Raw genomic sequence first — 24,982 nt, 5'->3', positions numbered from 1 at the left:
TTCTTTTGTTCTTAAAATCTCTTTTAAAAACGGCTGTCAATTCAATATGTCTAGGAACGTGTCTTATCTTGTTTTCCACTTACCATGACTCACATTGTGTGTCTCTGGAAGCGGGTGCAAAACTACAACTTCTTTTTCAATGTGACAAGAAAAATTTGAAGTTTTTTTTAAAGAAAATTTTCATCTCTTTTACTTCTTTCTCTTATCAATATGGCAATGAACTTGGCTTGTTTAGCGGAGTGCAAAACTAAAGAACTTCTTTGTTTCTCACAAGCTTTTTTTAAAGTTTTTTTTTCAAGACCTAAATCCCTCTTTTACTCTAATAAAACGCTCATGATGTAAAGAACCTCGGCGTTGTTGCGGGTGCAAAAGTAGTGAGTCTTTACCGTTAAACAATACTTAAAACACCCTTTTTATTGGATTTATTTGCACTTTGTTTTTAATACGCTCTAAATGTAGCCTTTGAAAACAAGCCTTTCTTATCGTTTATTTGAATTGTAAGAATAATTTACTGAAAATTGTAGGGTTTAGGAGGGGTTTGCAGGTTTTTAAACATCTAACTTTTGTTTTAACCCTCTTTAGTGAAGATCGACTCCTATTTTGGAATCAATAATCCTCTCCCCGGCCCTCTCCAAAGCAAAGGGTGACTGTGCGGATGTTTATTGTGGATTTTTATTGAGGAATACTTAGTGGTTGTTCTGACACATAACTTATCTAAGTTGGAATCAACAATCCTCTCCCCGGCCCTCTCCAAAGGAAAGGGTGACTGCACGGATGTTTATTGCGGATTTTTATTAAGGAATGCTTAGTAGGTATTATAGGATATATGTCATATAAGTTGGAATCATAAATCCTCTCCCCGGCCCTCTCCAAAGGAAAGGGTGACTGCGCGGATGCTTATTGCGGATTTTTATTGAGGAATGCTTAGTGGTTCTTCTGACACATAAGTTATCTAAGTTGGAATCAACAGTCCTCTCCTCGGCCCTCTCCAAAGGAAAGGGTGACTGCACGGATGTTTATTGTGGATTTGTATTGAGGAATGCTGGATGCTTACACTAGTATGTACGTATTATTTTTTTTTATAACCAGCTTATATGACTTATATATCACAATAGCTTCCAATATACTATTCAAGCACTACATGACGCAACTTTATAAATAGTCGATATGAACCATTTTATATTATCAACTAGCAGTCCTTATATATAGGAGTAAAAACGAACTATGAAATAGAAACGCAATCGAGAGCAGTTTGCCCTAGCCCTGATAGCAGTGGAAATCCTACCGAGCCTTTTTGGCGAGGTAGATTGTAGCGAATAGCAGGAAATAGCTCCTGAAAAAAACCTGATGGATTAGCGTCCTAGATTAATCGTAACGAATTGCCTTTACGGGTGAGATCTTGGTTATGATATAAGAAGGAATAAGTAACACCAGAAAACAAACTGTAATTGTAAGTAGGTTTAGTAATGCTATATAGGCAAAATTGAGATCGACTGGGGCTTGATCTACATAATAACTCTCTGGATTAAGCTTGATCACTCCAAAATATTTTTGAATCAACAAGATCGCAATACCTATTAAATTTCCCCAAAAGAGTCCGCGAAAAATGAGATACGATGCATTGTACAGAAATATTTTACGAACAACCCAATTATTAGCTCCCAATGCTTTTAAGATACCGATCATTTGGGTACGTTCTAGAATTAGCACTAACAAAGCTACTACCATATTGATTGTAGCCACGATGATCATGACTACTAATATAACGATGATATTAAAGTCGAACAATTGCAACCACTCAAATATATAAGCATACTTCTCTATAATAGTCTTAGTATCTAATGTAGAACCAATTTCTTGATAGACTTGATCTCCTACTTCTTTGATCTTATCGAAATCTTTTACAAAAACCTCAAAAGCACCTACTTGATCTGGATTCCATTTATTAATGCGTTGCATGTGGCGAATATCACCTATTATATATGTAGCATCAAATTCTTGAAAACCTGAATTAAAAATTCCTGTGATATTAAACCTGCGGATATTGGGCAACTTGTTCTGCCCTTCTTTCATGAAAAAAGTATTAAACGCATCACCTACCTTTAAATGAAGTCTGTCGGCTAGAAACTGCGAAATCACGACATCTTCATTTAAGTTTTTAGAAAAATCCGGCAATTTACCCGCAACCAGATACTCCTTTATGTTTTCCCACTTATAATCGCTGCCAACTCCTTTAAAAACAATTCCTTCAAAAGCAGTCTCTGTTCTAATAATCCCAGCTTTACTTGCAATTGCCTGAATATGACTCACCCCTTCGACCGAATTGAATTTGGGATAAAAAGTTTGATTTTTAGATATCGGAACCAAAGTAACATCAGAAGCATTACTATCAAAATTAGAAATAATGATTTGGCCATTAAAAGCCGAGATTTTTTCCCTGATTTTTTGTTGTAAACCAATACCTGTTGCCACGGAAATAATCATCATAACCATCCCAATCGCAATCGCCGATATAGCAATTTTTATAATTGGGGCAGATATACTACTTTTATAATCTTTAGCAGTTATAAGTCTTTTGGCAATAAAGTATTCTAAATTCAATTTGATGAGTTTCTGATTTGGATTCAAAAATACAGCTAAAACACGAATTACGCTAATAGACATTAATTTATTCTAGTTCCATAATTATGATTTTATTTCTAAAAAAATTATCAGTTGCCACCATAGCCCTTATTTTTCCAGTTGCTTGCTCTAGCGCTATCAACAATGGCGCAGCAATAACAAAACCCAACGTCACTAGTACACCACACCTTGATATAATAAAAACAACCCCAAAACCAGCTGCAACTTTACCCCTTAAAACCGGTGCTGATAATTACGAGAGCTACCTCCCTCTTCTAGAAGGAAAAAAAACAGGAGTAGTCACCAATCAATCTGGACTATTGTCGAATAACGTACACTTAGTCGATTTTTTACTTTCGAAAAACATATCACTTCAAAAAATATTTGCACCCGAACATGGCTTTCGGGGAACGGCGGATGCGGGCGAACATATCGTAGACGGAAAAGATTCAAAAACCGGACTTTCGATAATTTCCCTTTATGGCGACAATAAAAAACCAAAAGCATCCCAACTAACTGGTATTGACATCATGGTCTTTGATTTACAAGATGTAGGCGCACGCTTTTACACCTACATTTCGTCACTACATTATATTATGGAAGCCTGCGCCGAAAACAACATTCCGCTATTGATTCTAGACAGACCAAATCCAAATGGAAATATTATTGACGGACCAATATTGGATAAAACTTATACCAGCTTTGTAGGCATGCATCCTATACCGCTACTTCACGGCATGACTATAGGCGAATATGCCAAAATGATAAATGGGGAAAGATGGTTAAAAAACGGAACACAATGCAATCTCACTGTTATTTCATGCACAAATTACAGCCACAGCCTACCTTATGATTTACCAGTAAAGCCATCACCAAACTTACCTAATGCTCAAGCTGTGAATCTGTACGCCAGTTTATGTCTATTTGAAGGCACAAATGTGAGTGTCGGTAGAGGCACTGAACAACAATTCCAAATTTACGGATCTCCTTACTTGCCTAAAGAAGGCTATAGCTTTACGCCAAAACCAAACTTGGGAGCGCAAAACCCTCTATATAATGGAACTGTTTGTTACGGAGAAGATTTAACGGCTTTCGCCAAAGTAACACAATTGGAATTAAAATGGCTTATTCAAGCCTACAAACACACAACAGACAAAGCAAAATTCTTTAACTCCTTTTTTACAAAACTTGCTGGAACAGAAAAACTGCAAGAACAAATTGAAAACAACATTCCCGAATCAACCATACGAGCTAGCTGGAAAGCAGGATTAAACGAATTCAAACAAACAAGAGCCAAATACCTCCTTTACAACTAAGACTATAGTGGTAATTTCTTTTTCATTTCCTCAACAATATTAAAAGCAGCTGGACAAATAGAGAGATTCTTTAATGTCAGATCCGTAATTTGTTGAAACTTCTTCCTATCCGTATGCGGAAACTCACGGCAGGCTTTAGGACGCACATCATAGATCATGCATTCATTTTCATGATCCAAAAAAGTACAAGGAACAGATTGTAAAACATAATCTTTATCCTCATCAATACGCAAATGTTGTTCTATAAATTGTTGTGGTTTTTGCCTTAAATACTTAGAAACGCGTTCAATGTCAGCTAACGTAAATAATGGACCCGTTGTTTTACAACAATTAGCACATTTCAAACAATCGGTTTTTTTAAACTCGGCATCATGAATATCCTGCATGACATAGTCTAAGTTTTTAGGCGTTTTCTTTTTAAGCTTATCAAAATACTTTTTGTTTTCAATATGCTTATCTTTGGCTAGTTTTTCGAGTTCGTTTAAAGAAGGTGTCAAAATAGATTTTTTTTTTACAAAACTACACTTTTTAAACAATGAAGTACGATTAATGAATGTTGAATTTCGAACTACCACATATGAAAGACCTTTTTGGCAAAGCCATCCTAGATTACCAAACGAATAATCAACCCGAAGACCTTCTTACAGAAACCAGTATATCAGAAGAAGACGAAATGAGTGTTTCTTACCTCTTTCGTACACATCAAGAAATGCCTCTTATTGAACAAAAGGCCTTGGCTTTGGCCAAAGGAAAAATTCTAGACATAGGTTGTGGAGCAGGTAGTCACAGTTTGCACTTACAAAATAACCAACAATTAGAAGTAACTTCTATTGATATTTCGCCCGCAGCTATTGAAGCTTGCCAACTAAGAGGATTGAAAGATGCCAGAGTTCAAAATTTCATGACCTTAGATACTGAAAAATTTGACACCATACTACTTTTGATGAATGGAACCGGTATTTGCGGAAAATTGCAAAAACTGCCTGAGTTTTTATCAAAATTAAAATCATTATTAAATCCTGGTGGTCAAATACTGATAGACAGTTCAGACATCATCTACATGTTTGACGAAGATGAAGATGGTGGTAAATGGATTCCAACAGAAAATGAATACTATGGCGAAATTATTTTCAATATATCCTATAAAGGACAAAAAGAGGAGCCACTAGATTGGTTGTACTTAGATTATAATACGTTGCAAAATGCGGCTTTCGCCAATGGTCTAAAACCAGAGCTTATAATTGAAGGAGAACATTACGATTATTTGGCTCGACTCACTTTATAAAAAACAAAATGGAAAACCTAACACTTGAACAACTGCAGTATCCTATTGGGAAATTTAGCGCCCCTGATTCCTATTCGAAAGCATATTTACATGCTAACATAGAACAAATTGAAACTTTTCCTGAACGTCTAAAAAAAGAAGTGCAAAATTTAACAGACGAACAACTGGACAGCCCGTACCGTCAAGATGGCTGGACCATCAGACAAGTAGTACACCACTGCGCCGAAAGTCATATGAATTGCTACATTCGAATAAAATGGGCACTAACCGAAGACAATCCGGTGATCAAATATTATCATGAAGATCGATGGTCAGCATTAGAAGACAGCACCACAATGCCAATAGCTCCAACATTGTCATTATTAGAAGGACTTCACTACCGTCTGGCATACATCATGAAAAGCTTATCACCAACTGACTTAGAAAAATCATTTATCCACCCTGAACACGGAGCAAGTTTTAAGCTAAAAGAAATAATAGCAACCTATGCTTGGCATGGTAATCATCACTTAGCACATATTACCAATTTAAAAAAGAAGAAAAACTGGTAAAATCAATAAAAAAAAAGCCAAACAAATAAATGTTTGCCCTTTTGATTTCAATTATTAAACAGCTTACTGCTGCACATATTTCATCATTATTCCTTGTAAACCGATTCCCCATTCTTGAGAAGCAGCCATCGTTTTTTGTGTAAACGCCCCCATACTACTGTTTATTTTCTTTCCAACCGGGCTTTCATAAAAAGCAATCATATCCTTAACATCTTGTGCCGTGTACGTTTGCGTGTATACATCTGCTAGTTTATCGTATAAAGCAGGTAGTGTAGCGTCAAACTCCTTTAGAAAATCAGCTTGCTTATCAGCTGGTACCATTTTTAAAATTTGATCTTTTGCTACTTTCATAGAAGCATCACTACCACTTAAAGTTATCAATTTCATCACTTCAGCTTTTGAAGCTGCTTGCTGCGCAAAACCCAACTGCAAGAAAGAACAAGCTAAAAGGGTGAAGAATAATTTTTTCATAATTAATTTATTTTATTTAAAGCGATATAAATTTATAACATTTTTTATGATTTCAAAAACATCCTTAGGGAATATTTAAATATTTATGAGTTTGCAATGACACTCTCCATTTTGGATTATTCATCACATAATCTACAATAAGCGGCGTCATCTCCTCTTTTTTACTCCATTCCGGTTGTAAAAAAAGAATTGCATTACCATTAACCAATTCAGCTTGCTCTTCGGCAAAAATAAAGTCATGCTTATTATGAATAATTACTTTTAACTCGTGTGCATTATCATAAACCGTTTCCGTAGGCAACTTATTCTTTTTAGGAGACAAGCAAATCCAATCCCAAGTTCCAGACAGCGGATAAGCTCCTGATGTTTCAATATGCACTTTTCTACCTTTATCCTTTAACTTTTGGGTCAATAAAGTCATATCCCACATCAATGGTTCTCCTCCAGTTACTACAACTGTTTCGGCATATTGACTAGCGTGTTCTACAATCTGATCAACAGCTGTTGGCGGATGCAGCTCTGCATTCCAACTTTCCTTCACATCACACCAATGACAACCCACATCGCAACCCCCTATTCTAACAAAATACGCGGCGGTTCCAGTATGAAATCCTTCGCCTTGAATAGTATAAAATTCTTCCATTAGAGGAAGCATTGCACCTTTATTAACTTCTAATTGTATTTCTTTTGATAACATTTATGTAATTTAAAGTGCAAAGATAACTAATTATAAAAGGAGTCAATTAAAAACTAATAAGGAGTTCAGTAGAAAGCAAAAAAAACCCGATAGTCTAGACGACTATCGGGTTTGTATCAAGTAGGAAATCTTATTTATTAAGAATCCCTAGAGATTGAGTTGCATAACCATTAGCTGGATCAAGAGCTAACGTTTTTTGGAAATACTCTTTCGCTTTTGGTTTGTCAAAGTTAGCATAACCAGCAGCCATAGTATTGTAACATTCAATCAATTTTGCTTTTACAGATGGTTTCGCTAACTCAGCTTCACCTTTCTTAGTTACAATATCAATATATTGTTGGTAGTACATGATCATTGCTTTATCATCTTCTAACAAACTGTTAGTTCTAGCACGAGAAAGGTAAACATCTTGTGTGTCAGGAGAAGCAGTAATTACGTTACCAAATGCGATATCAGCTTTTTTCAACGCTACAGTATCTTTTACAATTCCAGGTTTTGTGTTATCAAAATAGATTGCATTACCTAAATAGTAATTGTCATATAAATACCCATTACTTTTTGGATTTGTAGTAGCAATTTCTAATAAAGCAGCAGCTTGCTTGTACAATTTTTGCTCGTATAAAAATACTCCAACTGGACCTATATCACTAGTAACAGACTCTTCCATTTCTACTGCTTTCTTCACATCAGCAATACCTTTGTCAAAAAGTGTAGCATTAACAGTTACACCATCTGCACCAATTGATTTTTTGATATTAGATAACCCTAAGTAAAAATGATCTAAAGAGATCACTTTATTCGTTCCTCCACCAATAAAGTCTTGCAAAGAAGAAATTGCTACGTCAAAATTTCCATTTTGATATGCCGAGTACCCTAAATAACGAAGGATTCTTGGATTAACTTTATCTAATTCCTTCATTTTGTTAGCTTCAACTTCTAACGCTTTGTAATCTTTCGTTAAGATCAAGAAATCTGCATGACGCATACGAGAAGCCAAAGAGTAATCTGTGTTTTGTAAGTATTTTTCATAATAACCTAAAGCTTCTTTAAAATACTGCTCTTGTCTTCCAGGTACATTTAATCCCCAGTAGTAATATGTTTCAGCTAATTCTCTGTATACTGGTCCGTAAGTAGGATTCGTATCAACAACACCTTGATAAGCAGCAACTGCTTCTGTATATGCTTTAGCTCCTTTTAACAAAACTCCTAACTGCATTTTAGCTCTAATCAAACTATTATCAGCTTGAAAAGCATTACGATATGCAGAATAAGCAGCATTTTGATTCTTATCACCATAGTAAGCATCTCCGTAAGCCAAAAGAACTTGTGGTTCTTGACCATTTTTTTCTTTAGCAAAATCTAAAGTAGTAAGAGCAGCTTTGTAGTCTGGTTTATCAGCATTCATGTAAGCTCTAGCTACATAAATATACTCAGCAAAATCTTTTCTTCTTTTTTCATTAATTGCAGCAGCAAATTTAGTTTTAGCAGCAACTACATTACCTTCATTAAGATCTATTTGACCAAGACCAATGTTATTATAATGTGCATAATCTTTAGCAGACAAACCACTTTGATAAGTCATTTTAGCTGAATCGGCTACATTTTGATACAGATATACATTCCCTAAAAGGAAGAAAGCTTCACCTTCAGAAGGATTTGCCTTAATTATTGATTTTAACGTATTTTTTGCGTTTTGATATTTCTCAGCATCAATCTCTTTCTTTGCTTGATTAAGATCTTGCGCCTGAGTTACAGTAACTGAAGCCAAAAGGGCAACACTTAAAAATTTGAATTTGTTCATTTTAAATTTATTTGATTTATTCATATACATTTTCATTTTTTACTTTTTTTGAGAGTTTGTTGTAATAATAATTTTTCTTCCTGGCATACGCACGGGCAATAAACCTGACTTTAAAACTATCCTTTGTCCTATATCTCCCGCTACGAAGGAAGAGAATCCCATTCCTAGCCCAGAGCCTCCTTGACAATTGATTATATACAAATCACGTGCCAAAGGGTAAGTTCCCTCAGCCAAATTATTTTGAGTAGGCGCGATAAAATCCTTTTTATCTATTCCTTTTACACTCAAAACATTCAACTTTTTTAAATATTCACTAACCGTTGCTGCAGGTCGGTACAACCAATTCAGGCCCACCACACCAATCATTCCTTCGTTTTCAGAAACGTATTTTAACACCTCTTCATTAGTTTTAAAAGAATAAATCCCTTTTACAGGATTTGACTTTAAACCAGCAAGCTCATTCATATAACGCACTGTGCTTGAGTTCAGATTATCAAATACTAAACCTTTAATTCTAGCATTCTCTTTACCCTTCATAAACGAAACTATATCTTGCAACGCAATTAAAGTATCATTATTGCTTTTGTTAGCAATAAAAGCAATTGCATCAGTACCAATTACAGTAGTCTTTGGAATGATTTTTAAAGAAGCAAAAAACTTTTCTTCATTGCCGTTCAGCGGTCTCGATAAAACGATTAACCTTGTACTATCCTTCATGAAAGACTTAACCACTTCATTTTCTGACTTAGCAACTAAGTTAATTTTTGCTTGATAACTACCTTGAAAAACTTCAATTTGATCTTCAATGATAGGCCTTAACGTTTCATCTACAAGAATCGTAGTTTCTCCTTTTAATATAGTTTCTTTATCATTACTAGCACCATCAGATTGCTTACAACCTAAAAAAGCTAATACAAATATTCCAGCCAATACACTTAAAAATCTTACAATCTTTTTCATAAATTAATCTTTATTATCTTTTATAATACGTACAAACCTAATAAAGGCATAAACAATTAGCAGTAAACCAAATGCAATTCTATAATTCATTGGCATTACAATGGGAAAAGTCTTCATAAAGATAATAAATAATCCCAAAACAAAATAAAGTACGAAAAACAAAATCCCTATAACGAGAAGAAATCGCTCTTTTAGCGATTTCTTCTGAATATTTCTATATATTTTATCCAACATTAATCCGCTGTTTGAATAGTAATAGGTAGAGAGTAAAGTACCCTTACCGGTTTTCCATTTTGAACACCAGGATTCCATCTTGGACATTTGTTTAAAACTCTGATAGCTTCTTTTCCTGTTCCGTATCCAATATCTCTTAATACTTTGATATCAGTTAATGAACCATCTTTTTCAACTACAAAAGTAACATACACTTTTCCTTTAAGACCTTCTTCTTCTGGAGCACGATAGTTATTCCCTACAAACTTGTAGAATTTATCCATTCCTCCAGGGAACTCAGGTTTTACCTCAATACCAGCAGTGTTGTAAATTTGATTGTCATCTGGAGCTTCAACTACTTTAGTAGGTCCGTTTCCAACTGGAGCAACAGTAAGAACTGCATCCGGATCTCCTTTAATAGTTTCGGCACCAATTTTTTTGTCTTTAATCTCAACAATTTTTGGTGGTTCTTCCGTTACCTCTTCTGCTTTCGCCACGACAGGCTTAACAAATTTCACTTGATCCACTTTTGGTGGCGGTGGTGGTGGTGGTGGAACATTTAATTTAGGTTCTTCTTTCTTCTTAGGTGGCAACTTAATGGTAGTGATTTTGATATCAGTATCCATACTTGCATCGTCTCCACTAGGTAACATATCAGCAATAAGAGGAGCAGCAACAGCAACACTAAACAATATAGCACCAATGATAAGCGCTTTTGTAGTAGTTTTTGAATTTGACTTTCTTAACTCATAAGCTCCGTAAACTTTATTACGACCTTCGAATACGATATCAACCCATTGGTTTTTTAATATATCTAATTTCATTTTTCTTAATTATTAGGTTATTAAGAAAACAAGATTGCTCTTATTTTCCGTCTAACAATTTTGTTTCTTCAGGTGTAAAATCATTAACGATAGCATAAGAACCACTTACACCAACTCCAACGATTGCCATTTCATCCAGTATGTCCACCACATTTTTATATGTAGATTTTTTACTTGGTTTGATAATTACAATGATTCCATCTTTAGGTTTCCCTTTAGCAGCAGAATATTCTAATACCATCTTATTTCTAGCAATCAGCTCCTTACGGATTCCATCTTTACCATAAGAAAAATCTTTTGGTGCTCCACCAGCTACAGGCGTAGCTAATAAACCCACGTATCTGATTAATTTATTATCAGCTCCTAACAATAGCGTCATAGTACGATTCTCATCTACTTTGATATCTACATTTTTATTAGGATCATCTTCTTTATCTGGCAACCCCAAGCTCATCGATTGAGGTTTAGACAACGTAGTGGTAAGCATAAAGAATGTGATTAATAAGAAAGCTAAATCTACCATCGCAGTTAAATCTACTTTTGAGTTTTGCTTCTTACTTCTTACTTTACCACCTTTTCCGCCTCCACCGCCGTCGGTATTTAATTCAGCCATTTTAGTGTATTTTTTTTAATTAAAAATCTTTACTCCTTAAACCAGTAACTAAACTAAAGCTATTGATCTTTTGGTCTTGACAAATATCCATTACTTTTCTAATAGCAGGATACTCTTCTTTTGCATCTCCTTTAATAGCGATTTGCAATTCTTTATCATTCACCTCAATGTTTGCAATACGTGCATTATAGATCCATTCTTTCAATTGATTATCAAGAGAATCCATAGGAACACCAGGCTGACCAGCTTTGCTTCTATCAGCTGATTTCATTTCGATGATTTGTTTAAGATTTGAAATTGGTACACCAAATCCTTCCATCAAAGAAAACATTTTTTTATCCTCATCAGTAAAAGTTACACCATACTTTTCTCCCATTAGCTCAAGAGTTCTAACGCGAACTTCTCTTCCTTTAAGGTCAAAAAACACTTTTCCTTTACCAACAGTTAACGTAGCTAAATCAGTTTCAGGCATTTTTGTCTGAACAGTAGATGAAGGTGTGTCAACTGGTAACGCTTCAGGAATTTTAGCAGTAGCTGTCAAAATAAAGAAGGTAAGCAAAAGGAATGCAACATCACACATGGCAGTCATATCAGTAGATGTTGACTTTTTTTTCATTTTTATTTTAGCCATTCTTTTTATTTTTTATTCTGATATAAAAAATTATATATCAAAAATTATTATTGTTTCAAACTTCCTCTGAATCTTCTGTAAGTATTTACAATTGTAGTACCTGCTTCGTCGATAGAATAAGTTAAATCATCAATTTTTGCTGTAAAGAAGTTGTAAGCAACAATAGCTAAGATTGAAGTCGAGATACCTGTTGCAGTGTTAATAAGTGCTTCAGAAATACCTGTTGCAAGAGCAGCTTGATCAGGAGTACCAGCAGAAGCTAATGCACCAAACGCTTTAATCATCCCCGAAACCGTTCCTAATAATCCTCCAAGAGTTCCTAAAGAAACTAAAGATGAGATAATAGTCATGTTTTTCTCCAACATTGGCATTTCAAGTGAAGTTACTTCTTCAATTTCTTTGTGAATTGTTTCAGAAGCTTCTTCGCTGTTGAATCCTTCTTTTTTCACATCTTGATATTTGATCAAAGCTGATTTAATTGCATTTGCAACTGAACCTTGTTGTTTGTCACAAGAAGCAATAGCTTCATCAATTTGACCTTCTTTAATACTTCCTTGTACTTTTTTCATAAAAGTATCTAAATTACCTTTTCCAGCTGCTTTAGAAATTACGAAATATCTTTCGATAGAGAAAACAATTACCATTAATAACATACCTAACAATACTGGTACGATGAATCCTCCTTTGTAAACTTGTCCTAATGTATTAATAGGGTGTCCAGTTTCTGGGTTACCACCTTGAAAATTTGATTCTGCACCCATTATGAATTTCCAGATCAATACTCCAACAAATACACATAATACAATAATGATACCCGAAACCATTCCTCCACCGTTTGAACTGCTTTCTTTTTTAACGTTTGCCATTTTTTTTTAATTTTAATAGTTTTAAATAATTTATTTTTAGTTATAATAAACTTGTAGTCCCGCAAATTTATATGTTTAGTTGAAATAAAAAAACTTTTTTTAATTTAATTCCAATTAATTTTAATGAAAATAAAATATCGCTTCTGGATTATTTGATTTTTTATCAATCTGTCTCTACGAAATCGGTATTTTAAAAAAAATACCACACTCTTTTATGAGAAAACCAAAGAAAAACCCAACAAACTGACCAAAGCAATAAAAAATAGTTTTTTTTACTATTAGCAATAAAAAAGCAATAATATTACAGTAAACACTTAAATTATTAACTTTGAAAAAATAATAATATCTTGCAAATAATTAATTTCACACAACTCTATGAGCAATACAGATAACTTTACAAAGCACATAAATGAAGGATACACCTCAAAAGGCGAAAGCATCATACTTGGTGGCGCCATACTTGACGGTGAAGCATTGGCTAATACTTTTGTAAAAATCCCTTTAAAAACATTAAACAGACACGGCTTAATTGCTGGTGCAACTGGAACCGGAAAGACTAAAACCATTCAAGTACTATCTGAACAACTTTCTTCTTTTGGTGTTCCTGTTCTAATGATGGACATCAAAGGCGATTTTAGCGGTATTGCAAAAGAGGGTGAGGAAAAAACTTTCATCACGGAACGTCATGCCAAGATAGGAATTCCTTACAGCATTTCCAAATTTCCAGTTGAATTACTTACTTTATCCGCACAAGGCGGCGTACGACTGCGCGCAACTGTGTCTGAATTTGGACCTGTTTTGTTTTCAAGAATACTAGACTTGAATGATACGCAAGCAGGAGTTGTATCTGTCATATTTAAATATTGTGATGACAATAAAATGCCTTTATTAGACCTGAAGGACATTAAGAAGGTCATTAATTACATTACCGAGGAAGGGAAAGACGAGATCACTGCGAGCTATGGTAAAATATCAACCTCGACTACAGGGATCATTCTCAGAAAAATAATTGAACTAGAACAACAAGGTGCCGAATTGTTTTTTGGAGAAAAATCATTTGAAATTGATGATTTAATGCGCATTGACCAAAACGGAAAAGGCTATGTAAACATCTTGCGTTTAACAGACATACAAGACAAACCTAAATTGTTCTCGACATTCATGCTAAGTATGCTAGCCGAAATCTACCAACAAATGCCTGAAAAAGGAGATTCAGACCGACCAGAATTAGTAATATTCATCGATGAAGCACACTTGGTATTTGACGAAGCCAGCAAAGCTTTATTAGATCAAATTGAAACTATTGTAAAATTAATTCGTTCAAAAGGAATTGGAATCTATTTTATAACTCAGAACCCTATGGATGTTCCAAGCGGAATTCTGGCGCAACTGGGCTTAAAAATCCAACATGCCTTAAGAGCTTTTACAGCAAAAGACCGTCAATCGATCAAACAAACCGCTGACAACTACCCAAGTTCAGACTACTACAACACGAGTGAAGTTTTGACTAGTCTAGGAATAGGTGAAGCATTTGTAACCGCCTTGAACGAAAAAGGAATTCCTACACCACTAGTAGCTACGATGCTAAGAGCACCAATGAGTCGAATGGATGTACTTACCGAAAGTGAAATTAAAGAAATTAACGAAAGTTCTAAATTAGTTAAAAAATACAGCGAACTAATTGACCGTGAAAGCGCCTATGAAATGCTGAACGAAAAAATTGAAATCGCCGAAAAAGAAGCTTTAAAACAAGAAGAAAAGGAAGCACAAAAAGAAGCTGAGGAAAAAACGGAAAAAACAAAAGCCAAATCAGGTCCAAGCACTACCGAAGTTGTAGGTAAATCTGTTTTAAAAGTTTTAACCAGCGCTACTTTCATTAGAGGTTTTTTTGGAGTTCTTTCGAAAATAATGAAGAAGTAAACAACAACACTTAACACCTAAAAAAGGCCAACTTGATTTGAAAACAAGTTGGCCTTTTTTTTATGCGATTCAAACTACTACTGCAGCATCTCTAAAATTCTATCTTCGACTCCTTTTGAGTCCCAAATCTCGGCTATATTATCTATTTTCAATACTTTTTGCATGATTTCATTCTGCAAATCGCCAATTGCCAATGCTTCGGCATACGGACGGTTACTAAAAGTTACTCTGCTGTACAAAGGAATCCATTTATCAGGATGCTTATCTGAGAATAGTTTTTCAATTTTCTTTTGCAAAAGGAAATTATCATCGGCAGTTTTAGAACTCATTTCCATAAAATTGCGATAGGAAAGCTCCGCAATTGCATCGGCATTGGGTTTGCGGGAATCTTGGTATTCAGAAAAAATAGTCTCCCAGTCGTCACCATACTTTTCGATCATTTCATACAAAATCGAAATATCCTCAAAACCTGCATTCATACCTTGCCCATAGAACGGAACAATAGCGTGACAGGCATCACCAATCAAAGCCACCTTATCTTCATACGTCCACGGAAAACATTTCATTGTTACTAACGTACTCGTAGGATTGACAAAGAAATCTTCGGCCAACTTCGGAATTACCTCAATTGAATCTGGAAAGTTTTTTTCGAAAAACAATTCAACATCTTTTTGATCCTTTAGCAAATCAAAAGAATTCTCTCCTTCGAAAGGCATAAACAGCGTACAAGTAAAACTACCATCTAGGTTAGGCAAGGCAATTAACATGTACTCGCCACGAGGCCAAATATGAAATGAGTTTTTGTCTAATTTATGTGTCCCATCAGCGTTTGCAGGAATATTTAATTCTTTATACCCTATATTTAAAAACTCTTGCGAATAATTAAACATACTTTGACGTTGCATGCGGTGTCGAATTCTTGAGAAAGCGCCATCGGCACCAAAAACCATATCGTATTTTTTCTCTTCCCAGACCCCTCTTTCCGTTTCTCCTACATGAAGAGTTGCTTCTTTCAAAGTGACATCCCATATTTTTTGTTCGAAGAAAAATTCGGCTCCTGCTTCTTCGGCAAGATCAATCATCTTTCTGTTTAAAATCCCTCTTGAGATCGAATAGATTGCCTCTCCTTCTTGACCGTAATTTTGAAAATTAAGCTTATCAACCAAATGTATCGCTCGTTTATCCATAGGAATTGCGATAGCACGCACAGCATCACCCACACCTACTCCATCCAAGGCTTTCCAGCCCCGATTTGACATTGCTAAGTTAATCGATCTACCCGAAAATTGAATCTGTCTTATATCTGGGCTTCTATCATAGACATGAACAATATGCCCGGCTTTGCGTAAGTAGATAGCCAATAACGAACCTACTAAACCAGATCCTACTATTGCTATTCTTTTTGGAGTTTGCATTGTGTTGTATAAAAAGTTAGGCTAAAATACTAATTTATTATTTTAACCGGGTTTAAAAATCCTTAGTTTTTACTAGGTCTCAAAATTAATTTTGTTGAAGTACGTACAATTTCCTCCTTATTCAATTTCATTTTTCTAAATTTCCCTTGATTGTACAATTCAGCCTGATCGCTGTAATGCGCACTAAACGGGTTTCCCGATTGACCTGTAGGCAAAATACTCCAACTATTTTCTACATCCGAAAAATCAACAATCCTACGTGTCGACGGACCACCTTTGACCACGTATTTTCCTTCGTTTGTATAATCAAACATTTGATTATTTATCACCTCATTCGACCCTGCCACTTCAAAAGGACCAACATTAAATATTTTTCTAATAGCAGCAATTTTACCCAATGGATGCTGATACTCTACTACGTGCACTTTGTTCCAGGTCCAATCAGGCACAGTAGTTCCTAACTGATTTTCCAAACTAGCAATGGCCTCTTTAAATGATTTCGAGATAATTTCCTTTCGACTTTCAACTTTGTTCTTAGTATTGATATTATCCCACCAAGGCGATGTTGCGTTTAACACTTGTTTTGCAATCATTTGCTTCATGATGTGCGTACCTAGAAAAGAAGTAAAACCAACTTCACCCAATTCATCTTCAAAAGTATTTTTTAGATAACAATACACCCATTTATTATAGATAGTAGGCGCCACATCATTTAAGTTATTGGCTCCATTCCAAGTTTTAAGCACCGCAATAGCGGCTTTTTCATTTTCGTTAAAAGTCGAAGTATCTAGATTTGAGATCAAATTGACGGCAACCACTGGAGCTACAGCCGAAGTATTATCCGTAATCATATCACTTACTGCCTGCTTATCCCAATTGGACTTTGGGTCTAGTAATTGCGTAATTCTTTTGGCTCTATCTAATGGTAAATAATAGCCTGGATATAAAAACCCATCAATAGCTTCGGGCTGATTGTTTGCCGAATAAACATAATTCCAGTCTGGATTGACAGCCGATGGATTTTTAGAAAAATCCAAATACGACGTTATATCATCTTTACCAGTGCTACCATCAAGTACAAAATGCGTATCAACACCCGGATTGTGCTTGTACAATTTACCCGTTGCCCACCACGCTACATTCCCCTTGGCATCTCCATACATTACATTAAGTCCAGGTGCAGCGATTAAAGCAACACCTTTTTGAAAATCGGCTTTAGACTTAGAATGTGATAAAATATATACCGCATCCAGAATTTGAATGGGTTGTTGCGTATAAATCCAAGACATCGCTACCGGTTTCTTTGGATTCAGGCCGTCTAAAATGGAATTCATCACCGGTCCGTGGCGCGTTTCTTTGACCGTTAAAACCACATCCGTACTATCTTTTACTTTAATGGTTTTAGTTCTCACTTTATAAGTAGCGTACCCATCAGGAGTTTTATATTCATTTGCATTTGCAGGATTATTTTGCTCTTCGTACAAGTCAATATCATCATTTTCAAACATGGTCAACCCATAAGCATAATCCCTGTTGTGCCCTAATAAAGGATAAGGAGTTCCCGCAAGATAACAGCCATACAACTCAAACTCTGGAGTGACGATATGCGCTTCATACCAAGTTCCTGGTTGTGAAAAACCAATATGTGGATCATTGGCAAAAATAACCTTACCACTTTTTGTTTTCTTACCACCAATTACCCAACTGTTACTCCCTATAAAAGGAGGAATAGGAGATTGATCTAATAAAGCCGTCACCGACTTGGCAATCGCAGCATACTCCACCGGCTTTTCCTTGGCCACTTTTATTTTTACCTGGTTAAAAGAGTCATCTAACCCAAAATCTTTTAAATATTCCATGCCATATTTATTCTTGATATCGGTTAGTAATGGATCTGATTTTTGAGCCATCGCAAAACTAAAGGACATGTATCCAAAAATATTATAGACATCTTTAATAGTAAATTTTTCTTTTTTGACCCCTACAAGTTGGAACTCAATAGGCGTTTTTCCTTCGTCCAAATACTGGTTAATTCCATCCAGATACGCCATAGTCAATTGATAGCTTTGGCTGTTTTTATCTAAATTAGCAATGGCTTTTTCAGAAGCTTCTTCAATACCTAGTCCTGCAAAGAACTTATCATTCTTTAATGCTACTTTTCCGAAAATCTCAGACAATCGTCCTGGAGCGATGCGTCGCATTAACTCCATTTGCCATAATCGATCTTGTGCGTGCACATAACCTAATGCGACCATAGCATCTTTAGAAGAATTTGCGTAAATATGCGGAACCCCATAATCATCAAAATATACGGTAGTTTCTTTTTGGAGATTTTTTAGTTCAATACTTCCGTCGTAGGTTGGTTTCAAATAGTACACATAGGCTATCAAAGCTACAGCCACTACTAATAAAAAGCCAACGATACCTATTAATACTTTTCTGATTTTTTTCATGTTGTTGTAAATTACACTCACAAATATAAATGTTTTCCATTGTAAAAGAGAACAAATTACCACCAATAAGCAGCAGTTAAAAACAAAAATACAAATATTTTGTTTACTTTATTTTAAAAAACAATAAACAAAACTATATTTGTATAAAAAAACAACATGATACAACTATCACTATCCGATTTTTCTAAAATGGAAAAAGTAGAACGATTGAACATGATCAACTCTTGCACGGGATATAAGTCGGCTAATTTAATTGCAACAAAGTCTATTGATGGCAAACCCAATGTAGCCATTTTTAGCAGTATTACCCATCTAGGCAGTGATCCTGCCTTGATAGGCTTTATTGTAAGACCCATAACTGTACCAAGAGACACTTATAAAAACATTAAAGAAACAGGATACTTTACTGTCAACCACATTAGGTCTTCTATGATTGCAGATGCACATCACACATCGGCAAATTACGAGTCAGGCGTATCTGAATTTGACAAAACCCAACTCCAAGAGGAATACAAACCCAACATCCTAACGCCATTTGTAAAAGGCAGCCCCGTTCAATTGTACTGCAAGTATGTCAATGAATATTATATAAAAGAAAACAATACTATACATGTCATCGCGTCAATAGAAAACTTATTCTATGATCCAGATCTAAAACACGAAGATGGGTGGTTACAACTGGATAAAGCCCAAGTCGTAACCTTAAACGGACTAGACGGATATTGCCTACCTCAATTAATAGACCGCTATCACTATGCCCGAAAAGACACCGCTACACAATCATTCCTTAAATAAATCCAACGTTACTTAATCCCACAAAAAAAGGTTGAATTCTACTGAACTCAACCTTTTTTATGCGAATGCGTTTTACTTAATTCTTTTTATCGTCAATTATAGCTCCTGTACCAGCGCCAATACCTGCACCAGCCAAGCCACCAATAATTGCTCCAGTTCCTTTTTTCTTACTAATTATAGCTCCGGTTGCTGCTCCAACACCAGCGCCTATCACGGCACCTTTTGCAGTACTACTCCACCCTCTTTTTTTGGTCGTTGTAGTCGTTGTTGATGCAGTTGTTGTTGCCGGCTGATTGACCACAATCACTTCTTTTTGCGCAGCTATTTTATCCATTTCAGTTTGCATAGAATCAATGTCTTTTTGTTTTTCCATTGCAACTTTCATAGAATCAATTGTAGCTTCTTTAGTCGCTTGACTATCCATTTTTGTTTGATCTTTGCACGAAACAAAAAGAATCGTCGCAACTAATAGGTATATTGTTTTCATAATTTTTAATTTTAATAATTAATACATTACAAAGAAACAACAGCACTAGGCGAAACCCATTACACTATTACGCTATAAGATTACAGAATTACAACAAGAAGTTGTTTACTTTATAATACCTGCCTTTAAAATCTGCCCAAAATTATACATGTCTTCAAATGAACAATACAATGGCACAGGTGCTAGACGAATGACATTGGGCTCACGCCAATCCGTAATTACACCATTTTTCATTAGATAATCAAAAAGGGCACGACCTTCGCCATGCAAGAATACAGATAATTGACAACCTCTTTCTAGCGGATTTGAAGGAGTGATTATTTCGAAACTACTATCAACTTCTTTATCAATTTCTTTTAAAATAAATTCTAGATACGATGTAATTCTATCTCGTTTGTCAATCAAAGCATCCATTCCTATTTCATCAAACATTTCTACAGATGCTAAATAAGGTGCCAAAGAAAGCACTGGTAAATTACTAATTTGCCAACCATCAGCTCCATGAACGGGGTCAAAAGTAGGTTCCATCTTGAAACGACGTTCTTTATTATGTCCCCACCATCCCGCAAATCTTGGTAGCTCTGGATTGTTATGATGTTTCTCATGTACAAAACAACCCGAAGCATTTCCTGGTCCAGAATTCATATATTTATAACTACACCAAGCAGCAAAATCAACATTCCAATCGTGTAACTCTAACTTTATATTTCCGGCAGCATGCGCCAAGTCCCAACCAACTAAAGCACCGGCTTTATGACCTGCCGCTGTAATGGTTTTCATGTCAAAAACTTGACCAGTATAATAATTCACTCCACCAATTAAGACTAAAGCAAGGGCATCTCCGACTTCTTCAATTTTAGCCAATACATCCTCGGTACGAATGTTATGCTCCCCATCGCGTCGTTTAATTTCAACAATTGCATCTTCTGGATTGTACCCATGAAAATGCACTTGCGATTGAAACATATACTGATCTGAAGGAAATGCTTTCTCTTCACAAATAATCTTGTATCGCGTCTTTGTGGGGCGGTAAAAAGAAACCATCAATAAATGCAGATTGACCGTTAAGGTATTCATCACCGTTACTTCGGAAGGCAAAGCACCAACAATTTTACTGAGTGGCTCAGCAAAACGTTCTTGATAATCCCACCAAGGTTTGTCGGCATAGAAATGGCCTTCAACAGCTAGGTTAGCCCAATCGTTCATTACTTCATCCACATAACTTTTGGCTCTTTTGGGTTGCAAGCCCAAAGAGTTTCCTGTAAAATAAATTACATTTTTATCGTTTACTTTTGGAAAAATGAATTCATCACGGTATTTATTTAATGCATCTTGCGCGTCTAATTGCTGTGCAAATTCTTTAGTATTTTCGAAAGTCATTTTGGATCATTTTATATGTTTTGTAAAAATAGAAAAAAGCATCGACTAGCAACGAACCGACTTGACAATATTTAACAAAATAGCAATTAGAACATACCGATTGCGTTAGGGATGGAAATGAAAAGCTTTATGATCTAAACCATTAGTAATGCAGCAAGGAGGAAGCGACCAGCGGAAGCTCCCGGACTGCTAGGATTACTTTGGTTGAGAGTATAAACTTGAAATGGACAGCCCGTAATACGCCAAAAAAAATCTCGCCATTGCTGACGAGATTTTTTGTGTATTTTCTTTTGGTGTATTAGATGATTAACATCGCGTCTCCGTAAGAATAGAATTTATAATTTTCTTCGATTGCAATTGCGTACGCTTTTTTCATTAAATCGTGTCCACAGAAAGCAGAAACCATCATTAACAAAGTAGATTTTGGCGTATGGAAATTGGTAATCATACAAGTAGGAATAGTAAAATCATGAGGAGGGAAAACGAATTTATTTGTCCAACCATCAAAAGGATTTAACGTTCCATGTGAAGAAACCGAGCTTTCAACGGCACGCATTGAAGTAGTACCTACAGTACAAATACGTTTTTTCTTGGCTTTGGCATCATTCACAATATCACAAGCGTCTTGTGTTATTTTCAACTCTTCAGAATCCATTTTATGTTTTGACAAATCTTCAACCTCAACTGGATTAAAAGTCCCCAAACCTACGTGAAGTGTAACTTCGGCAAATTTGATTCCTTTAATTTCTAGTTTTTTCAATAAATGCTTAGAGAAGTGCAATCCTGCAGTAGGCGCTGCAACAGCTCCTTCTTCTTTGGCATAGATGGTTTGGTAACGATCTGCATCTTCTGGAGTTACGTCTCTAGAAATGTATTTTGGTATTGGAGTTTCTCCAAGCTCAGTTAATTTTTTTCTAAATTCTTCGTATGAACCATCGTAAAGGAAACGCAATGTTCTACCACGAGAAGTTGTATTGTCAATTACCTCAGCTACTAATGAATCATCATCACCAAAGTATAATTTATTTCCGATACGGATTTTACGAGCTGGATCAACCAAAACATCCCAAAGGCGTTGCTCAGCATTTAATTCTCTCAATAAGAAAACTTCGATTCTTGCTCCCGTTTTTTCTTTATTCCCGTATAAACGAGCCGGAAAAACTTTAGTATTATTTAAGATTAAAACATCACCATCATCAAAGTAATCGATAACGTCCTTAAACATTTTATGTTCGATAGTTTGATTTTTACGATCGATAACCATTAGACGAGCTTCGTCTCTATTCTCTGCTGGAAATTCTGCAAGAAGTTCTTTAGGCAAATCAAATTGAAAATGTGATAATTTCATGCTTAAATTTTTAGATTTTAGATTTAAGAGTTAGGATTTTTTTGTATTATCCTTATAACTCATAAATCGCCTGCAAATATACGACTGTGACATAGGCGTTGTCAAGTGTTTTGCTATTTATTTTATACAAGGACCATAACCAACTAAAAACGAATAAGGTGAAGCACCATAAACATTGATAATTACTACACTATTTAGCTAATAATAAAGTCTAGTTTTTTCATATCTTCCCAGAAATCAGGGTAAGATTTAGACACAACCTCGGCATTTTCGATAATTATTGGCACTTTTAACGCCAAAGGAGCAAATGCCATTGCCATTCTATGATCATTATAGGTAGCAATTGTTGTATTATGATTGATCGACGCAGAAGCCACTAAAGTCAAACTATCATTAGTTACCGATATAGTGGCTCCTAATTTTGTTAACTCCATTCGCAGTGCTTCCAATCTATCTGTTTCTTTAATTTTCAAGGTATGTAATCCTGTTAGATGACAACCAATTCCTAGTCCTAAACAAGTAACCACAATGGTTTGAGCAATATCTGGTGTGTTGTTTAAATCTAAGTTTAAAGTTTCTGGTTTAAAATTAACATCCTTAGTAAGGGTTAGCGCATTATTTTTAAATTGAGAAACAACACCCATTTGTTTGTAGATTTCGACCAAAGCCGAATCACCTTGCAAGCTATTTTCTTTGTAACTATTAATAGTAATCACAGCGGTATCTGCCAAAGCGACCAAACTAAAAAAGTAAGATGCCGAACTCCAATCAGACTCTACCACCATTTCTCTAGGAGCAACTACTGCTTTTGGAAAAACTTTGATTAGATTTCCTTCAAAACTGGTTTGAACCCCTAAATCATTTAGCAAAGCCAAAGTCATCTTGATATAAGGTACGGACGTAATCTCACCAACTAAATTGATTTCAATTCCGTTTTCCAATTTTGGCGCTACTAACATTAAAGCCGAAATGTATTGACTACTTACGTTCGCTGGAATATTTACCTTTGAAGCGGTAATTTTTTGTCCTTTAATTCGAATAGGTGGATACCCTACTTCTTTCTCATACGTAATTTGTGCTCCTAATTGTTCTAACGCTTCCACCAAAACTTTGATAGGACGTTCCGTCATACGTTGCGAACCCGTTAAAACCACTTCACGCCCTTCATTAACAGCAAAAAATGCAGTAAGAAAACGCATGGCTGTTCCAGCATGATGAATGTCTACAATTTCTTCCGTTCCTTTTAACGCTTTTTCCATCACTTCACTATCATCCGAGTTGGATGTATTAGCCAAAGTTATAGCAGGAAATAAGGCTTTCAATAACAATAACCGATTTGTTTCACTTTTTGATCCAGTAACGGCAATTTGTGCTTCTAAATTTGAATGGGTAGTTTGTAACAGTAAATTCATCTTATGGGTTGTGAGTTATGAATTATAAGTCAAGTAGGTTCCCCTTTTCAACTCAAAAACTTTCGGGCGCAATTTACTACTCCTTAATTATAATTCATAATTAATAAATCACATTATTTAAGTTTATCGTTGTTTTTGTGACGGTCTTTATCACGAACCGATTTTAAATCCATTTTCTTATCGAAAGCGGCTTGTAAATCAATTCCTGTTTGATTAGCAAGACACATCACTACAAAAACCACATCGGCTAGTTCCTCGCCCAAGTCTTTATTTTTATCGCTTTCTTTTTCTGACTGTTCTCCATAACGACGGGCAATAATACGTGCAACCTCTCCTACCTCTTCGGTAAGTTGTGCCATGTTTGTCAATTCATTAAAATAACGAACACCGTGTTCTTTGATCCAGTTGTCTACGTCTAGTTGGGAATTTTTTAAGTTCATTTTACTCTCTATTTTTACTATCAATAATTATGGTAACGGGGCCGTCATTTAAAAGACTCACTTTCATGTCGGCGCCAAAGATTCCTGTTTGGATTTTTTTTCCTAGTTCCGACTCTAACTTTTGGATAAAATATTCATAGAGTGGGATAGCAACTTCTGGTCTTGCTGCTTTGATGTACGACGGGCGATTCCCTTTTTTGGTGGCTGCATGAAGGGTAAATTGACTTACAACAATTATATCACCTTGTATGTCTTGAACCGAGAGATTCATGACTTGATTTTCATCTTCAAATATTCGAATCTTAGCAATCTTACCTACTAACCAATCACTATCTTCTTGATTATCGGCATCTTCAATTCCTACTAAAACCAATAGCCCTTTATCGATATTAGCTACTACTTTACTATCTACTGTAACAGAGGCCGAGGAAACTCTTTGAAGGACAACTTTCAAATTAATGGTGAATTATGAATGATTAATT

Annotated in this window: 24 protein-coding genes; 6 read left to right on the top strand and 18 right to left on the bottom strand. The window is 35.4% G+C overall.

Features of this window, described 5'->3' with window-relative positions; translation table 11 throughout:
• A partial coding sequence (locus H8R24_RS18085; RefSeq protein WP_222621509.1) for a hypothetical protein occupies nucleotides 1-251 on the top strand: 251 nt, incomplete at its 5' end.
• A gap of 1,114 nt (nucleotides 252-1,365) precedes the next feature.
• Here the strand turns inward: H8R24_RS18085 and H8R24_RS11720 are convergent.
• Nucleotides 1,366-2,601, bottom strand: a complete 1,236-nt coding sequence (locus H8R24_RS11720; protein ID WP_187019265.1) for an ABC transporter permease — start codon at nucleotides 2,599-2,601, stop codon at nucleotides 1,366-1,368.
• 86 nt (nucleotides 2,602-2,687) lie between these two features.
• Between H8R24_RS11720 and H8R24_RS11715 the strand changes: the two genes are divergently transcribed.
• A complete protein-coding gene (locus H8R24_RS11715) occupies nucleotides 2,688-3,938 on the top strand; it encodes an exo-beta-N-acetylmuramidase NamZ family protein (protein ID WP_187019263.1) in 1,251 nt (416 codons plus the stop codon).
• Between the two features lie 2 nt (nucleotides 3,939-3,940).
• Here the strand turns inward: H8R24_RS11715 and H8R24_RS11710 are convergent, their stop codons facing one another.
• Nucleotides 3,941-4,435, bottom strand: coding sequence for a YkgJ family cysteine cluster protein (locus H8R24_RS11710; protein WP_187019261.1), 495 nt, complete (start codon nucleotides 4,433-4,435; stop codon nucleotides 3,941-3,943).
• Between the two features lie 80 nt (nucleotides 4,436-4,515).
• Here H8R24_RS11710 and H8R24_RS11705 point away from each other — a divergent pair, with 80 nt between their 5' ends.
• Nucleotides 4,516-5,223: a class I SAM-dependent methyltransferase gene (locus tag H8R24_RS11705; RefSeq protein WP_187019259.1), complete on the top strand. Its 708-nt coding sequence runs from the start codon at nucleotides 4,516-4,518 to the stop codon at nucleotides 5,221-5,223.
• A gap of 8 nt (nucleotides 5,224-5,231) precedes the next feature.
• Nucleotides 5,232-5,774 carry a YfiT family bacillithiol transferase gene (locus tag H8R24_RS11700; RefSeq protein WP_187019257.1) on the top strand — a complete coding sequence of 181 codons (543 nt, stop codon included), beginning with the start codon at nucleotides 5,232-5,234 and terminating at the stop codon, nucleotides 5,772-5,774.
• A gap of 63 nt (nucleotides 5,775-5,837) precedes the next feature.
• Here H8R24_RS11700 and H8R24_RS11695 read toward each other — a convergent pair whose 3' ends face one another.
• The 8 genes from H8R24_RS11695 to H8R24_RS11660 form a co-directional block, all read right to left on the bottom strand.
• Complete coding sequence (locus H8R24_RS11695) at nucleotides 5,838-6,245, bottom strand: DUF2059 domain-containing protein (protein ID WP_187019256.1); 408 nt, start codon at nucleotides 6,243-6,245, stop codon at nucleotides 5,838-5,840.
• Nucleotides 6,246-6,309: 64 nt separating this feature from the next.
• Nucleotides 6,310-6,942 carry a 7-carboxy-7-deazaguanine synthase QueE gene (locus H8R24_RS11690; RefSeq protein ID WP_187019254.1) on the bottom strand — a complete coding sequence of 211 codons (633 nt, stop codon included), beginning with the start codon at nucleotides 6,940-6,942 and terminating at the stop codon, nucleotides 6,310-6,312.
• A 130-nt stretch (nucleotides 6,943-7,072) separates the two neighbouring features.
• Complete coding sequence (locus H8R24_RS11685; RefSeq protein WP_187019252.1) at nucleotides 7,073-8,743, bottom strand: tetratricopeptide repeat protein; 1,671 nt, start codon at nucleotides 8,741-8,743, stop codon at nucleotides 7,073-7,075.
• A 39-nt stretch (nucleotides 8,744-8,782) separates the two neighbouring features.
• Nucleotides 8,783-9,703 (bottom strand): PstS family phosphate ABC transporter substrate-binding protein, encoded by a 921-nt coding sequence (locus tag H8R24_RS11680; RefSeq protein WP_187019250.1) that lies wholly within the window; start codon nucleotides 9,701-9,703, stop codon nucleotides 8,783-8,785.
• A gap of 233 nt (nucleotides 9,704-9,936) precedes the next feature.
• Nucleotides 9,937-10,740 (bottom strand): energy transducer TonB, encoded by an 804-nt coding sequence (locus H8R24_RS11675; RefSeq protein ID WP_187019248.1) that lies wholly within the window; start codon nucleotides 10,738-10,740, stop codon nucleotides 9,937-9,939.
• A 40-nt stretch (nucleotides 10,741-10,780) separates the two neighbouring features.
• A complete protein-coding gene (locus tag H8R24_RS11670) occupies nucleotides 10,781-11,353 on the bottom strand; it encodes an ExbD/TolR family protein (protein WP_187019246.1) in 573 nt (190 codons plus the stop codon).
• 19 nt (nucleotides 11,354-11,372) lie between these two features.
• Nucleotides 11,373-11,984, bottom strand: a complete 612-nt coding sequence (locus H8R24_RS11665; protein WP_187019244.1) for an ExbD/TolR family protein — start codon at nucleotides 11,982-11,984, stop codon at nucleotides 11,373-11,375.
• 47 nt (nucleotides 11,985-12,031) lie between these two features.
• Nucleotides 12,032-12,850 carry a MotA/TolQ/ExbB proton channel family protein gene (locus tag H8R24_RS11660; protein WP_187019242.1) on the bottom strand — a complete coding sequence of 273 codons (819 nt, stop codon included), beginning with the start codon at nucleotides 12,848-12,850 and terminating at the stop codon, nucleotides 12,032-12,034.
• A 375-nt stretch (nucleotides 12,851-13,225) separates the two neighbouring features.
• Here H8R24_RS11660 and H8R24_RS11655 point away from each other — a divergent pair, with 375 nt between their 5' ends.
• A complete protein-coding gene (locus tag H8R24_RS11655; protein ID WP_187019240.1) occupies nucleotides 13,226-14,770 on the top strand; it encodes a helicase HerA-like domain-containing protein in 1,545 nt (514 codons plus the stop codon).
• Between the two features lie 77 nt (nucleotides 14,771-14,847).
• On the opposite strand, the gene H8R24_RS11650 is transcribed toward H8R24_RS11655, so the two are convergent.
• Nucleotides 14,848-16,185 (bottom strand): FAD-dependent oxidoreductase, encoded by a 1,338-nt coding sequence (locus tag H8R24_RS11650; protein WP_187019238.1) that lies wholly within the window; start codon nucleotides 16,183-16,185, stop codon nucleotides 14,848-14,850.
• Nucleotides 16,186-16,247: 62 nt separating this feature from the next.
• Entirely contained in the window at nucleotides 16,248-18,638 is a 2,391-nt protein-coding gene (locus H8R24_RS11645; protein ID WP_187019237.1) for a penicillin acylase family protein, read from the bottom strand.
• 156 nt (nucleotides 18,639-18,794) lie between these two features.
• On the opposite strand from H8R24_RS11645, the gene H8R24_RS11640 reads away from it, so the two are divergent.
• Nucleotides 18,795-19,433: a flavin reductase family protein gene (locus H8R24_RS11640; RefSeq protein WP_187019235.1), complete on the top strand. Its 639-nt coding sequence runs from the start codon at nucleotides 18,795-18,797 to the stop codon at nucleotides 19,431-19,433.
• A gap of 76 nt (nucleotides 19,434-19,509) precedes the next feature.
• On the opposite strand, the gene H8R24_RS11635 is transcribed toward H8R24_RS11640, so the two are convergent.
• The 6 genes from H8R24_RS11635 to dtd all read right to left on the bottom strand — a co-directional run bounded on the left by H8R24_RS11635 (nucleotide 19,510) and on the right by dtd (nucleotide 24,954).
• The gene (locus tag H8R24_RS11635; RefSeq protein WP_187019234.1) at nucleotides 19,510-19,920 is read right to left on the bottom strand and encodes a YMGG-like glycine zipper-containing protein; all 411 of its coding nucleotides are present in this window, start codon (nucleotides 19,918-19,920) and stop codon (nucleotides 19,510-19,512) included.
• A gap of 105 nt (nucleotides 19,921-20,025) precedes the next feature.
• Nucleotides 20,026-21,300, bottom strand: coding sequence for a kynureninase (gene kynU / locus H8R24_RS11630; RefSeq protein ID WP_187019232.1), 1,275 nt, complete (start codon nucleotides 21,298-21,300; stop codon nucleotides 20,026-20,028).
• Nucleotides 21,301-21,598: 298 nt separating this feature from the next.
• Nucleotides 21,599-22,648, bottom strand: a complete 1,050-nt coding sequence (queA, locus tag H8R24_RS11625; protein ID WP_187019230.1) for a tRNA preQ1(34) S-adenosylmethionine ribosyltransferase-isomerase QueA — start codon at nucleotides 22,646-22,648, stop codon at nucleotides 21,599-21,601.
• A gap of 194 nt (nucleotides 22,649-22,842) precedes the next feature.
• A complete protein-coding gene (aroA, locus tag H8R24_RS11620; protein ID WP_187019228.1) occupies nucleotides 22,843-24,060 on the bottom strand; it encodes a 3-phosphoshikimate 1-carboxyvinyltransferase in 1,218 nt (405 codons plus the stop codon).
• A gap of 113 nt (nucleotides 24,061-24,173) precedes the next feature.
• Entirely contained in the window at nucleotides 24,174-24,500 is a 327-nt protein-coding gene (locus H8R24_RS11615) for a nucleotide pyrophosphohydrolase (protein WP_187019226.1), read from the bottom strand.
• A gap of 1 nt (nucleotide 24,501) precedes the next feature.
• On the bottom strand, nucleotides 24,502-24,954 hold the full coding sequence (gene dtd, locus H8R24_RS11610; protein WP_187019224.1) for a D-aminoacyl-tRNA deacylase: 453 nt from the start codon (nucleotides 24,952-24,954) through the stop codon (nucleotides 24,502-24,504).
• Nucleotides 24,955-24,982 lie beyond the last annotated feature (28 nt).

The sequence above is a fragment of the Flavobacterium muglaense genome (assembly GCF_014305155.1).
Classification (GTDB): domain Bacteria; phylum Bacteroidota; class Bacteroidia; order Flavobacteriales; family Flavobacteriaceae; genus Flavobacterium; species Flavobacterium muglaense.
This window is presented reverse-complemented; position numbering and strand designations above follow the sequence as displayed.